The organism is Pseudooceanicola marinus (genome assembly GCF_020177265.1).
Taxonomy (GTDB): domain Bacteria; phylum Pseudomonadota; class Alphaproteobacteria; order Rhodobacterales; family Rhodobacteraceae; genus Pseudooceanicola; species Pseudooceanicola marinus_A.
The window spans coordinates 99,900-112,927 of the sequence record NZ_JAIVMC010000008.1 but is presented as its reverse complement, the minus strand read 5'-3'; the positions used below and the strand labels follow the sequence as shown (position 1 = coordinate 112,927).

Sequence of the window (13,028 nt, the reverse complement as noted above, 5' to 3'; positions counted from 1 at the left end):
GGTGCAATACAACGGTGTTCCATGAAAATCGGCATTCTGCAGACCGGCCACGCACCGGACAACATGCTTGAAACCCTGGGCGACACGCCCGTCTTCTTTGAACGGCTCCTGGCGGGGCACGACTTTACCTACCAGGTCTATCCCGTCTGTGACGGCGTCTTCCCCGACAGCAGCCGCGATTGCGACGCCTGGCTGATCACCGGATCGAAGTTCGGCGCCTACGAGGATCATGACTGGATCCCCCCGCTGGAAGACCTGATCCGCCGTATCTACGCCGCCGGCGTGCCGCTGGTCGGCATCTGCTTCGGCCATCAGATCATCGCGCAGGCCCTGGGCGGCCGGGTGGAGAAATTCCCCGGCGGCTGGTCCGTGGGCGCCACACGCTACACCGGACCCGAGGGGGAGAAGGTGCTGAACGCCTGGCACCAGGACCAGGTGACGGTGCTGCCCCGCGATGCGAAGGTTCTGGCCGCCTCACCCTTCTGCCCCTATGCGGCGCTGTCCTACGGCCCCCATGTCTACACCGTGCAGCCCCATCCGGAATACGGCGCCGACGCCATCGACATGCTGCTGCGCGAACGCGCCCCCGGCGTCGTCCCGCCCGAGCTGATCGAGGCCGCGACCAAGGCGCTCGACACCCAAACCACGGCATCCGACGAAGCAGAGCGTATCGCCGCCGTCCTGAAAGGAACCCCGTTGTGAGCCCCGACAAGAGCAAGGACTGGACGCAGGACATCCCCGAGGCCGCCCAGCAGTACCTGGTCGGGCGCCGCCTGGATGAGGTGGAATGCATCATCGCCGACGTGCCCGGCATTGCCCGCGGCAAGGCGGTGCCGGCGTCGAAATTCGCCCGGCAGAAGAACTTCCACCTGCCCAACTCGATCTTCTTCCAGACGATCACCGGCGACTGGTCCGATGCCGCCGGTGATGAGGGCTTCATCGAGCCCGACATGATCCTGGAGCCTGACCTGTCGACCACCACCGCCGCCCCCTGGACCGGCGACTGGACGTTGCAGGTGATCCACGACGCCTATGACCGCAAGGGCAAGCCGATCCCCTACAGCCCCCGCAACGTGCTGAAACGGGTGGTCGCCCTCTACGAGGCGCAGGGGTGGAAGCCGGTAGTCGCGCCGGAGATGGAATTCTACATCGTCGCCCGCAACCTGGACCCGGCCAAGCCGATCGAGCCGATGATGGGCCGCTCGGGCCGTCCGGCCGCCGCACGCCAGGCCTATTCGATGACCGCCGTGGATGAATTCGGCCCGGTGATCGACGACATCTACGACTTCGCCGAAGCGCAGGGGTTCGAGATCGACGGCATCACCCAGGAAGGCGGCGCCGGCCAGCTGGAGATCAACCTGCGCCACGGCGACCCGGTGAAGCTGGCCGACGAGGTCTTCTTCTTCAAGCGGCTGATCCGCGAGGCGGCCCTGCGCCACGACTGTTTTGCCACCTTCATGGCCAAGCCGATCATGGACGAGCCCGGCTCGGCCATGCACATTCACCATTCCGTCCTCGACATGGAGACCGGCAAGAACATCTTCACCGGCCCCCAGGGCGGCGAGACGGACGCCTTCTACACCTTCATCGGCGGCCTGCAGAAGCATCTGCCGGAGTGTATCCCGCTGCTGGCGCCCTACGTGAACAGCTACCGCCGCTACGTGAAGGACCACGCCGCGCCGATCAACCTGGAATGGGGCCGCGACAACCGCACCACGGGCATCCGGGTGCCGATCTCCGGTCCCGATGCGCGGCGGGTGGAAAACCGCGTCGCCGGCATGGACTGCAACCCCTACCTCGGCATCGCCGCCTCGCTGGCCGCGGGCTATCTGGGGCTGATGAACGAGGAACGGGCCGAGAAGCAGTTCCGCGGCGATGCCTACGAGGGCGAAGGCGACTTCCCCCGCACCCTGGGCGAGGCGCTGGACACGATGGACGAGGCCACTGCCCTGGCCGAGGTGCTGGGACCGGAGTTCCTGCGCGTCTATTCCATCGTGAAACGCACCGAGTACGAGGAATTCCTCAACGTGATCTCGCCCTGGGAACGGGAACACCTGCTGCTGAACGTCTGACCGGTGTCAGAGTAGCGGAACCGGAACGCAAAAAGGCGCCTGCCATCGCAGGCGCCTTTCGCATTTGCGCGGGCGGAGCAAGGGGCCCCGCCCGTCGGGTTCATCAGTCTTCCGGCAGGGCATAGACGGCCACCTGGTCGCCCACCTGCTGCTTCAGGATCGTGTTGCCCCCGGCGACGAAGGCCACGTACTGCCGGCCCTCGTATTCATAGACCGCCGGGTTGGCGACCGCGGGCGCCTGCACGTTGTCTTCCCAGAGCTCCTCGCCGGTCTCCAGGTCGAAGGCGCGCACCTTGGCGTCCATCGTGGCGCCGATGAAGATCAGGCCACCGGCCGTCACCGCAGGGCCGCCAATGGTGGGCGAGCCCATGCTTTCGGGCATGTAGAAGCCGTAGCGCTGCGAATGCCCCAGCGGGCGACGCCACTTGATGTCGCCGGTGGTCATGTCGATCGCCGCCAGTTCACCGTAGGGCGGCTTCCAGCAGGGCATGCCGGCCCAGTTCAGCGCGGTCTTCAGCGACATGCCGTAGGGCGCGCCCGTCTGGGGATGGAAGCCCCCCTCGCCGTTGGACGCTCCTTCGGTCTGGGCCTCGTAGTCCTCCCGCTCATAGAGCTGGATGTACTGCACGATATGGCTGAAGTTCACGATCGCCGTCTGGCTTTCCGGATCGAAGGCGACGCCCCCCCACTGCACGCCACCGGCGCTGTCGGGATAGGTGAAGACGCCCTGGCCCTCGGTCGTGGGCGGCGTGTACATGCCTTCGTACCACAGGTCGTCCCAGAGATCGGAACACTGGCCACCGCTGATCAGATCGGCAATCGGCCAGACCTCGGGCTTCTCCGACTGATCCAGAAGCGGCGCGGGCTTGGTCGGGAAGGGCTGCGTTTCCGCGTAGACCTCCCCGTCGACGGTGCCGTCGCCGCCCGGCACGGGGCGTTCCTCGATCGGCCAGACATCCTCGCCCGTCTCGCGGTTCACCACGAAGAGATACCCCATCTTGGTGGCCTGGATCAGCGCCGGGATCTCCTCGCCGTCGACGGTGATGTCGGTCAGCGTGGGGGCGGAGTTGATGTCGTAGTCCCAGATGTCATGGTGCACCCACTGGCGCGACCATGCCGCCTCGCCGGTCTCGATGTCCACGGCTGTGGTCGAGGTGGCATAGGGGATCTCCTCCGTCCGGTTGCCGCCCCAGTAGTTCGGCGAGGGCGAGGCGACGGGCAGGTAGACCAGCCCCAGTTCCTCGTCCACCGACATGGCGGTCCAGACGTTGGCGGTGCCGGTCTGTTCGCGGATGTCCTCCGGCAGGGTCTCGAAGGACCACTGAAGTTCCGCCGTCTGCGGATCAACGGAGAAGATGGCGCCCGGCGGGGCTTCGGCCCAGTCCCAGTCAGAGCCGGCCCAGCCCATGATCACGTGGTTGCCCACGACCGTCGGCGGCTGCAGCAGCGACAGGGGGAAGTGGTCGTTCACGTCATTCCAGACGTTCACGTCCAGCACCCCTTCCTCGCCGAAATCAGAGCAAAGCTCGCCACTGTCGGCATCCAGCGCAAACAGGCGCGCATCCATGGTGCCGAGGTAGATGATCTTCTGGCAGGCCTCGCCCTCGACGGGGTTTTCGGCTTCCCAGTAGGCCACGCCCCGGTTCTTCAGCGCGGGCTGGGTCAGCGGCTCCAGCCGCGACTTGGTGTCGAAGCTCCACTTTTCCTCGCCCGTGGCCGGGTCGAGGGCCAGCACGCGGTAGAAGGGCGTGCCGAGGTACAGCGTGTCGTTGGCGAAGACCGGGGTGGCCGACCAGACGGTCGAGGCGAGATCCCCGGTGCCATCGGACATGTCGCCCGTGTGCACTTCCCAGACCTTTTCCAGATCGCCTACGTTCTCGGGCGTGATCTGGTCCAGAGGCGCGTATTTCTGCGCGTTCAGCTGGCCGTGGAAACTGTCCCAGGTGGCGGTTTCCGGCACCAGCGGGATCGGGTCGGCGGCGGGTTCGGCTTCCGCGGTTTCTTCCGCTTCGGTCTCAGCGGTCTCCGCCCCCGCGGCATCCGTCGCCTCTTCGGTGGTGGCGGCCTCGGCGCCCTCCTCCGTCAGGGTCTCGGGCGCCAGGTCCTCGGTCTCGATCGCCTCGGGCTGGGCATCCTCGGGCGCCTCAGCGGCCTCCCCGGCAGCGGGCTCCTCGGTCGCGGTGTCGGCGGCCTCGCTCTCCGTGCTCTCCGGGGCGACGTCTTCGGGCGTGACCGCCGGTTCGGTCACCTCGGGCTGGGACGTGTCGGGCTCTGCCTCGGTCTGCGCCAGCAGGGGCGCGGGCGCGATCAGCGCGGTGCAGAGCATCAGGGTGGATCGGGTCAAACGGGTCATGCGATGGCTCCTTCCCGGGCGCGGGCGGCCCTGGCGGGCTGCGCACAGTCGATGATCCAGCCGACCAGCGCCACGGCCATGGCCGCGGTCAGCATGGGCTGCAGCAGGAACAGCCCCGCGATGCCGGTCAGAACGATGCCCAGCACCAGCAGAACCCGCAGCACGTTGCGCCAGGCGCGGCTGCCAACCAGGGCGACAATCAGCGAAGCGAGAAAAATGAGGACCGAAGACAGGATCACGAGAAGCGCGCCGGGCGTGCCCGAAACCCCTGTCAGCGGCGTGAAATAGGCATAGGCGGAGATGATGCCTCCGGCGAGTCCGCCGGCCAGCATCAGGACCGCGCCCAATCTGTAAGATGTGTTGGAACGCGACAATTGAGCCTCATCTGTCTGAATTACAGGGTTTTTCCGGAGGTCGGCCGCCTGGGCGGTACGGTCCTCCCACGCCAACCCAACGTGCGCCCTCCCCTCGGGTTCCGCAAAAATCCGCTCCCCTCGCGGCAAGTTCCGGCCGATCACGCGATTGTCGGACCGCCGCGAGGCGCACCGAGATGCCCGCCTTGGCTGGCCTCAGTCGCCGGCCACCGCGCGCCTGTTACAGAGTTTTCACTTTGCGCCAGGGCAGGCTTCCGTTAGATTTCCCGAAGATGACTTTCAGGAAAGCCGAAAAGATGACTCTGCCGCCGAATGTTTACGACGCCGAAGCGATCCCCGAAACGGCCCGCGCCGAAATCGAACGCCTTCTCGCGACGGGGGATCTTTTCCGCTACACGGCGCCCGAGAATGCCCCGGTGACCCTGCTGGAAACCGAGTTCGCGGAGATGATGGGCACCAAATACGCCCTCGCCGTCTCCTCCTGCTCCGCCGCGCTCTTCCTGTCGCTGAAGGCGCTGGACCTGCCGCGTGACGCCCGCGTGCTGATCCCCGGCTTCACCTTCGCCGCCGTGCCGTCGTCGATCGTGCATGCCGACTGTCAGCCGGTCCTTTGCGAGGTCGGCGCGAACTACCGGATCGACATCGAGCATTTCAAGGAACTGCTGCCGACCGTCCAAGCCGTCATCATCAGCCATATGCGCGGCCATACCTCGGACATGGATGCGATCATGGCGCTCTGTGACGAGGCGGGCATTCCGGTGGTCGAGGATGCAGCCCACTCCCTCGGCACCACCTGGCATGGCAAGAACATCGGCACCATTGGCCGGATCGGCTGTTTCTCCTTCCAGAGCTACAAGCTGGTGAATTCCGGCGAGGGTGGCATCCTGATCACCGACGACGCCGACCTGGTGGCCCGCGCCATCATCATGTCGGGCGCCTACGAACATATGTGGAAGAAGCACAAGGCGCGCCACGGCGAGAACTCCAACGACCTGGTGGAGGCGCTGGAACGCTGGCAGAACAAGCTGCCGCTCTACAACCTGCGCCTCAGCAACATGTCCGCCACCATCGCCCGCAGCCAGCTGCCAGAAGTGGCCCGCCGGGTCCGCGACGGCCGTCGCAACCATGACCACACGGCCGCCGCCATCACCGCCAGCCCCTGGATCGAGGTGCCAGAGAAGTTGGCCCCCGAGGATCGCGCGCCCGACAGCCTGCAGTTCAACCTGGTGGGCCTGAGCGATGCGCAGACGAAGGCCTTCCAGGAGGCCGCCGCCAAGCGCGGGGTGAAGGTTCAGGTCTTCGGCATGTCCACTGACAATGCCCGCGCCTTCTGGAACTGGCAGTTCATCCAGGACCTGCCGGAGCTGCCGCAGACCCGCGCCATGCTGATGCGCGCCTGCGACTGCCGCCTGCCCGCCCGCCTGACGCTGGAGGAATGCGACATGATCGCCGATGCCCTGACCGGCGCCGCCGCCGATGTCATGGGCGATGTCGCGGGCGAGGTCACCCACGCCGCGGAATAAGCGGCATCTGCCGACCCGGCGCGATTGTCCGCCCCCGGTGTGATCCGGTATCACACCGGGGGTTTTGCCTCCCCGGACCCGGGTCCGCGCACCGTCCCCTGCCGGCTGTTGCAGGATTGACGCCCTCACTCGCATAAGCAGCCAGCAGACGGTTCCAATTGCCTGATCTCAGGGTAAGTTTGCCTTCGGGATATCAAGCGCCCGGAAGTGCGGCCATGGCCGGCACCCGAGGGCATTGACAGGGGAACAGGGAAAGATGAGCAGCACAAAGGCGCCGACAGCCCTTCTGGCCGCACCGGACATGCCGAAGCCACCCTCGCATGAGCTGATCGTGAAGGTGGCCCGTGACTACGGCGTCTCCCCGTTCAGGCAGGCGCGAGAAATGCTGCAGTTCTCTCGGGGCCGACAGCGCATGGGCCTGCACGAATATTATACCTTCCGACTCTTCGACCCCGAGCGAAGCATGGAGGAAAAGCGGCAATTCGTCGGCTTGCTGGCGAACAAGGATCTGAACAAGCGACTGAGCCCGCGAGACCTGGCACTCGGCACCAATGTGATCGTCGAGGACAAGATCTTCTTCGAGGCCCTGATCACGCAACTCGGTTTTCCGACGACCCAAACCCAGGCCGTGACCTCGCGGACGCGCCATTTCGGCAATATCCCCCGGCTCGACACGGTGGAGGCCGCCGAGGTCTTCCTGCTGAACGAGGCCCGCTATCCGCTGTTCATCAAGCCTGTCTCCGGATCACGCAGCGTCGGCTCTGCCCTGATCTCTGAACGGGACACGTCGGATGGTAGCCTGCACCTGATGAATGGCCGGCAGATCCCGGCGCGCGCCGTGGCCGAAGAGATGTTTGCCGACGCGAAGGGCAGCTACTTGCTGCAATCGGCCGTGCAGCAAAGCGACACCCTGTCGGATGTGGCAGGCAGCGCAGTCGGCTCGATACGGGTCGTGACCCTGATGGGCGATCAGATGCCCGAGGTCCTCTACACGCTGTGGAAGGTTCCGTCCCCCAGTGCAATGTCCGACAACTACTGGCAGGACGGCAGCATGATCGCGGAAATCGACCCGACCAACGGCCAGGTCCTGCAATGCCACCGCGGCCAGGGTCTGGCCCGCGAGGCGCTGAGCCTGCATCCGGTCAGCGGCAAGGCGTTCACCGATATCCGCATCCCGCATTGGGACGCCGTGATCGACATCACCACGCGGTGCCACGCCCTTTTCGCGAAATCCGGTGTCCTCGGCTGGGACATCGCCATCGGCGAAACGGGACCGAAGATCATCGAGGCCAACCCGAACCCCCATCACACGCTCTACCAGCTGGCCACGGGAAAAGGCGTCCTGAACGAAAGTTTCGCCCCCAAGTTCGAGGCGGTCGCTGCCGTACAGAAAGCCAGACTTGAAGAGGCCAAGGCAAAATCCCGCAAGAAAAAGAAGACGTCGTGACGCCTCTGGCCCGCGCCGCGCGCGGGCCGGATCATCACCGGATCAACTGGTGGCCGCGTTGAATTTCCCCATCAGGTAGGGGCCGGACAGCACCGGCTCCCCCTCGCCCGCCAGCGGCCGGATCTCGGCGTGCCAGTTGGGCTGGTGGAAATAGGCGATGGACATGCGCCGCCGCGTCGCCCACTCGGGCGGGGTTATCACCCGATGCAGGGTCGACACCCATTCGCCCCCCGTCCACAGCGTCATCAGGTCGCCGATGTTGATCACGAAGGCGCCCTCGACCGGCGGGATGCCCCGCCAGGTGCCTTCGGGCGTCAGGATCTCCAGCCCGCGGGACCCGGGTTCGGGCAGCAGGATGGTCAGCGAGCCATAGTCTGTATGGGCGCCGGCGCGCAGCTGGCCCTTTTCCGGCGGCACCTCCTGTGCGGGGTAGTTCAGCGCCCGCATGCCGCTGACCGGCGCATCGATGACATCGGCGAAATGATCCTGCGGCAGACCCAGGGCCACGGCGAAGACCTCCATGATCCGCGCGGCCAGGGCCTCCATCTCGGCGTAGTAGGCCGTCCAGGCCTCACGGAAGCCCTCGGGCGCCTCGGGCCAGGGCGTCGGGGCATAGCAGAAGGCCAGGGCCTGGGGATCGGTTTCGCCCTCGGGTACGGCCTGGGGCCCGCCGTTGAAGCTCTCCTTCAGGTCCGGGGGCGTATCCTCGCCGCGTGACTTGGCCAGGGCTTCGGTCCCCGGGCCGAGGTAGCCATAGGGGTCGCCCGGGACCGGCTTCAGCTTCTGTTTCTCCTCGGCGGGCAGATCGAAGAAGGCGGTCAGCCTGGACCAGAGCCCCGCGATCACTTCTTCCGGCACGCCATGGTTGCCGACGGCCAGAAAGCCGGTCTCGCGGCAGGTGCGGTCCACCTCGGCACCGATGGCGGCGCGCCCGGCTGCATCGGCGGCGGCAAAGGCGCCCAGGTCAAGGATGGGGAAATCGGGGGCGGCGCTGTCGTCGAGGCTCATGGCGGGTCCTTTGGTCGTTCCGGGGTAACGCTCGGCCAGACGGGGGGCGCTGTCAACGCGCGCCATCGCGGTGGCACGCGCGGGGACAGGCCGAGGCGCAGGGCCGGACAGGCCGCGCCGGGAAAGCGGGCAAGGATGCGGGACGGCGGGCGGGGCGTCGTGGGCCCGAGGCCCACGCGCGGCGCCTCCGGCCTCAGGCGAAGGGATCCTCGGGGTAGCCCACCCCGGCCAGGTAGAGCCCACCCGGCGGGCAGACCGGACCACAGGCGGCTCGGTCGCGGGCCTCCAACGCGGTCTTCACCTGCTCGGGCGCCCAGGCGCCGGCGCCCACCCGTTCCAGGGTGCCGACGATGGACCGAACCTGGTTGTGCAGGAAGCTGCGGGCGCGCAGGTGGAAGTGGAATTCCGGCCCGGATTGGCCCGCCACCGGCTCGATCCGGATCTCGTCCAGGGTCTTCACCGGGCTGGCCGCCTGGCAGATCGAGCTGCGGAAGGTGGTGAAATCGTGGTGCCCCACCAGATGCGCCGCACCCGCGCGCATCGCCTCCAGCGACAGCGGCTGTTTCACCTGCCAGACCAGACCGGCCTCGAAGGTGGCGGGCGCGCGCCGCACCAGGAGGCGGAACAGATAGCGCCGCTCCAGCGCCGAAAACCGCGCGTGCCAGTCGTCGGCCACCCGCGCACACGCGCGGATCGCCACCGGCTGCGGCTTCAGGTGATAGTTCAGCGCCTCGCTCAGGCGGAAGGGGTCCCAGTCGCGCATGAGGTCGCACTGGGCCACCTGCCCCGTGGCATGAACCCCCGCGTCGGTGCGCCCCGCCGCGGCGATGGTATGCTCGCCCGGCTCCAGCTTCGCCAAGGCGGCCTCGATGGCGGCCTGTACCGAGGGCACGTCTGCCTGCCTCTGCCAGCCGGCAAAGGGGCCCCCGTGGTATTCGACCTGTAGCGCAAATCTCGGCATGCCCGGCGCTTAGCCTATCCCGGCCCCGTGCCGCAATCCCCAGCTGCAATCCCCTGCCGTGGCCCGGGCCCCGGGCGCCGGAACGGTTGGAAACCCGCGCCCGCGCCTCTATCTCTGTCTGTGCAGGCAAGAGGAGATCCCGTGGCACCCCGCACCTTCGGCCGATACGGCACGCATTTCGGCATCACCTCGCTGGCGGATGGCATCTCGCGGCAGGTGGAGGCCGCTTCCGACAGTTTCTCCGCCACCTTCCTGGAACCCTCGCTGCGGCTCGGCATCACCGGCATGGCGCGGGCCGGCAAGACGGTTTTCATCACCTCGCTGGTGGCGAACCTGCTGAACCGCGCCCGGATGACCGGACTGGCCGCCCAGGCCGAGGGACGGATCCTGGCCACCTACCTGCAGCCCCAGCCCGACGACACCCTGCCCCGGTTCGAGTACGAGGATCACCTGGCCGCCCTCACCGGCCCCAACCCGCACTGGCCCGACAGCACGCGATCGATCTCCGAGCTGCGCCTGTCCTTCCGGGTGCGGCCCACGGGCCTTCTGGGCGGGGTGACGGGGCCGCGCACCTTCCACCTCGATATCGTGGATTATCCCGGCGAATGGCTGCTGGACCTCGGGTTGATGGAGAAAAGCTATGCCGAGTGGTCCGCCGACACCCTCGCCCGGATGGAGGGACGCGCCTATGCGCAGACCTTCCTCGACGCGGTGCGCGCGGCCCGGGACATCGACAGTTTCGACGAACCCGCCGCGCAGGAGCTGGCGCGGATCTACACCGCCTATCTGGGCGAGGCGCGGACCCACGGCATTTCCGATGTCACGCCGGGGCGTTTCCTGCTGCCCGGCGATCTCGCCGGTTCTCCGGTGTTGACCTTCGCCCCCCTGCCGCCGGAGGAAAAACCGACCCGCAAGGGTTTGTGGCGCGAGATGGAACGCCGCTACGAGGCCTACAAGGCCCGCGTCGTCAAACCCTTCTTCACCGAGCATTTCGCCCGCATCGACCGCCAGGTGGTGCTGGTCGACGCCCTTTCGGCGATCCATGCAGGACCCGAGGCGGTCGATGACCTGGGCCGCGGCATGGAGGCGATCCTGCAGGCCTTCCGCCCCGGTCGCAACGCCTGGCTGACCCAGTTCCTCTTCGGCAAGCGGGTGGAGAAGATCCTCTTTGCCGCGACCAAGGCCGACCACCTGCACCATTCCCAGCACCCGCGCCTGACCGCCGTGCTGGATGCGCTGCTGGCCAAGGCGGTGTCTCGCGCCGATTTCGCCGGCGCCAGCACGTCGTCCATGTCCATCGCCGCGCTGCGCACCACGGTGGAGGAAACCCTGACGCATGAGGGCCGGCAGCTGGACTGCGTCCGCGGGCGGCTGGCCGACGGGCGCGAGGCCGCCTTCTATCCCGGCGAACTGCCCGAGGATCCCAGCCGCATCACCCGGGGGTTCCAGGCCGGTGACAAGTGGCTGGACGGCGATTACCGCATCATGAACTTCCAGCCCGCGCCCTTGATGCTGAAACCCGGCGAAGGGCCGCCGCATATCCGGCTGGACCGCGCGGCGCAGTTCCTTCTGGGGGACCGGCTGTGAGTGCGCCGCGCATCACCCGGGCAAGGCTGCGCGACGTGCCGGGGCTGGCCCGCGTGCTGTGGTCGCATACCCGCGCCCCGGGCCACCCTCGCGCGCGCTCGCCGCTGGCAGACCTGCGCCTGCTGGCCCGTCTGGTGCGCCACGACACGGTCTGGCTGGTCCGCGACCGGCGCGGTCCGGCTGCCTTCCTGGCGCAGCGCGACCAGCAGATCCAGGCACTCTACGTCCATGCCCGCGCCCGGCGCGCAGGGCTGGGCCGCGCCCTTCTGCGCCGCGCCAAGGACACCCAGGCCGCCCTGTCGATCTGGACACCCCAGGATAACCACGCCGCCCGCCGTTTCTACGCCGCCGAAGGCTTCGTCACCATGGGCTACAGCGACGGGCACGGCAATGACGAGGCCCTGCCCGAGGTCCTGATGATCTGGAGCGCCGCCCCCCACGTCCCGACATCCCGACAAGAGGCCGCCGCATGACCAACCGCTCCGACGACACCGCCCGTCCCGCCGCCGGCGCGCCCTCCGGTCCCGTCCTGATCGAGGTCGACGGCCCCGCCGCCCGCCCCGACATGGCGCCGCCCGTGCCCGACACCTCCCTGCCCGCCGCCGATGCCGGGCTGGCGCGGACCGCACGGCTGATGGCGCGTAAACCCTCGCGGCTGGCGCGCTGGTTCTGGGCCCTGGCCGGGGCGCTGCTGACCGTTGCGATCTCCACCGCGGCCTGGAACGCGGTGACGGCGCTGATTGCCTCCACCCCGTGGCTGGGCTGGGCGGTCACGGCGCTGATCGGCGCCTTCCTGGCGGTGCTGCTGGCCATCGTGGTGAAGGAGCTGACGGCCTTTGCCCGGCTGGCGCGCATGGACCGGCTGCACAAGGTGATGGCCGACGCCCGCACCTCGGACGAGCTGGCCCAGGCCCGAGAGGCCACACGTCAGCTGACGAAGCTCTATCGGGGCCGGCCCGAGATGCGCTGGCAGGTGGAGCGGTTCGACGAACGCCAGCCAGACCAGTTCGACGCCACCTCCCTGCTGGACCTCGCGGAGGGCGAGCTGCTGACCCCCCTGGACCGCGCGGCCCGCGCCGAGGTGGAAGCCGCCGCGCGGCAGGTCGCCACGGTCACCGCCCTGGTGCCCCTGGCGCTGGCGGATGTCGCCACGGCCCTTAGCGCCAATATTCGCATGATCCGCCGCATCGCGGAGATCTACGGCGGCCGTTCAGGCACGCTGGGATCCTGGCGCTTGCTGCGCGCGGTGATGACCCACCTGGTCGCCACGGGCGCCGTGGCCATGGGCGACGACATGCTGGGCTCGGTGCTGGGGGGCAACCTGCTGGCGCGCCTGTCGCGCCGCTTCGGCGAAGGGCTGGTCAATGGGGCGCTGACCGCCCGCGTCGGCCTGGCCGCGATGGAAGTCTGCCGCCCCATGCCCTTCTCCGACGGGCGCCGCCCGCGGGTTACCTCGATCATCCAGACGGCGCTGACCGGCCTTTTCGCCAAGGCCGAGAAGACCGAGGGCGGCGCGGGCTGAAAGCGTGGAGGGGGGCTCTGCCCCCCGCCTTCGGCGCCCCCCGGAGTATTTCCGACGACGTGAAGAGGCGGGACGGTGCCCGGAAAGGCAGCCGCCGTTCGCCATGAGGAGCGTGCCACGCCCCCGTCCTCGAAAGTCGGCCACCACGGGGGCAGCCCCCTGTCTTCACGTCGTCCCCAAT

11 protein-coding genes are annotated in these 13,028 nt (G+C 68.0%); 7 read left to right on the top strand and 4 right to left on the bottom strand.

Annotation, left to right across the window (positions count from 1 at the left end; translation table 11 throughout):
• Window positions 1–21 precede the first annotated feature (21 nt).
• Complete coding sequence (locus tag LC066_RS14680; RefSeq protein ID WP_222478631.1) at window positions 22–702, top strand: type 1 glutamine amidotransferase; 681 nt, start codon at window positions 22–24, stop codon at window positions 700–702.
• A complete protein-coding gene (locus tag LC066_RS14675; protein WP_224900470.1) occupies window positions 699–2,072 on the top strand; it encodes a glutamine synthetase family protein in 1,374 nt (457 codons plus the stop codon). The genes LC066_RS14680 and LC066_RS14675 overlap by 4 nt, the downstream gene beginning before the upstream one ends.
• 103 nt (window positions 2,073–2,175) lie before the next feature.
• Here LC066_RS14675 and LC066_RS14670 read toward each other — a convergent pair whose 3' ends face one another.
• The gene (locus LC066_RS14670; RefSeq protein WP_224900467.1) at window positions 2,176–4,425 is read right to left on the bottom strand and encodes a pyrroloquinoline quinone-dependent dehydrogenase; all 2,250 of its coding nucleotides are present in this window, start codon (window positions 4,423–4,425) and stop codon (window positions 2,176–2,178) included.
• Window positions 4,422–4,772 carry a hypothetical protein gene (locus tag LC066_RS14665; RefSeq protein ID WP_085886021.1) on the bottom strand — a complete coding sequence of 117 codons (351 nt, stop codon included), beginning with the start codon at window positions 4,770–4,772 and terminating at the stop codon, window positions 4,422–4,424. Before LC066_RS14665 ends, LC066_RS14670 begins: the two co-directional genes overlap by 4 nt.
• Before the next feature lie 323 nt (window positions 4,773–5,095).
• On the opposite strand from LC066_RS14665, the gene LC066_RS14660 reads away from it, so the two are divergent.
• Together LC066_RS14660 and LC066_RS14655 are read left to right on the top strand one after the other, a co-directional pair.
• Window positions 5,096–6,322: a DegT/DnrJ/EryC1/StrS family aminotransferase gene (locus tag LC066_RS14660; protein ID WP_224900464.1), complete on the top strand. Its 1,227-nt coding sequence runs from the start codon at window positions 5,096–5,098 to the stop codon at window positions 6,320–6,322.
• Window positions 6,323–6,578: 256 nt separating this feature from the next.
• Window positions 6,579–7,769 carry a sugar-transfer associated ATP-grasp domain-containing protein gene (locus LC066_RS14655; RefSeq protein WP_224900462.1) on the top strand — a complete coding sequence of 397 codons (1,191 nt, stop codon included), beginning with the start codon at window positions 6,579–6,581 and terminating at the stop codon, window positions 7,767–7,769.
• Window positions 7,770–7,811: 42 nt separating this feature from the next.
• Here LC066_RS14655 and LC066_RS14650 read toward each other — a convergent pair whose 3' ends face one another.
• Window positions 7,812–8,777, bottom strand: coding sequence for an isopenicillin N synthase family dioxygenase (locus LC066_RS14650; RefSeq protein ID WP_224900459.1), 966 nt, complete (start codon window positions 8,775–8,777; stop codon window positions 7,812–7,814).
• 193 nt (window positions 8,778–8,970) lie between these two features.
• A complete protein-coding gene (gene truA, locus LC066_RS14645; protein WP_224900456.1) occupies window positions 8,971–9,738 on the bottom strand; it encodes a tRNA pseudouridine(38-40) synthase TruA in 768 nt (255 codons plus the stop codon).
• Window positions 9,739–9,879: 141 nt separating this feature from the next.
• Here truA and LC066_RS14640 point away from each other — a divergent pair, with 141 nt between their 5' ends.
• From LC066_RS14640 to LC066_RS14630, 3 genes are read left to right on the top strand one after another with little or no spacing between them, the layout of a single operon-like run.
• Window positions 9,880–11,325: a YcjX family protein gene (locus LC066_RS14640; RefSeq protein ID WP_224900445.1), complete on the top strand. Its 1,446-nt coding sequence runs from the start codon at window positions 9,880–9,882 to the stop codon at window positions 11,323–11,325.
• Window positions 11,322–11,798 carry a GNAT family N-acetyltransferase gene (locus LC066_RS14635; protein ID WP_224900443.1) on the top strand — a complete coding sequence of 159 codons (477 nt, stop codon included), beginning with the start codon at window positions 11,322–11,324 and terminating at the stop codon, window positions 11,796–11,798. The genes LC066_RS14640 and LC066_RS14635 overlap by 4 nt, the downstream gene beginning before the upstream one ends.
• Window positions 11,795–12,847 carry a YcjF family protein gene (locus LC066_RS14630; RefSeq protein ID WP_224900441.1) on the top strand — a complete coding sequence of 351 codons (1,053 nt, stop codon included), beginning with the start codon at window positions 11,795–11,797 and terminating at the stop codon, window positions 12,845–12,847. The genes LC066_RS14635 and LC066_RS14630 overlap by 4 nt, the downstream gene beginning before the upstream one ends.
• Window positions 12,848–13,028: the final 181 nt, after the last annotated feature.

Coding starts and splice junctions, on each gene's coding strand:
- LC066_RS14680 (WP_222478631.1), top strand. CDS start 22: ATGAAAATCGGCATTCTGCAGACCGGCCACGCACCGGACAACATGCTT.
- LC066_RS14670 (WP_224900467.1), bottom strand. CDS start 4,425: ATGACCCGTTTGACCCGATCCACCCTGATGCTCTGCACCGCGCTGATC.
- LC066_RS14660 (WP_224900464.1), top strand. CDS start 5,096: ATGACTCTGCCGCCGAATGTTTACGACGCCGAAGCGATCCCCGAAACG.
- LC066_RS14655 (WP_224900462.1), top strand. CDS start 6,579: ATGAGCAGCACAAAGGCGCCGACAGCCCTTCTGGCCGCACCGGACATG.
- LC066_RS14650 (WP_224900459.1), bottom strand. CDS start 8,777: ATGAGCCTCGACGACAGCGCCGCCCCCGATTTCCCCATCCTTGACCTG.
- truA (WP_224900456.1), bottom strand. CDS start 9,738: ATGCCGAGATTTGCGCTACAGGTCGAATACCACGGGGGCCCCTTTGCC.
- LC066_RS14630 (WP_224900441.1), top strand. CDS start 11,795: ATGACCAACCGCTCCGACGACACCGCCCGTCCCGCCGCCGGCGCGCCC.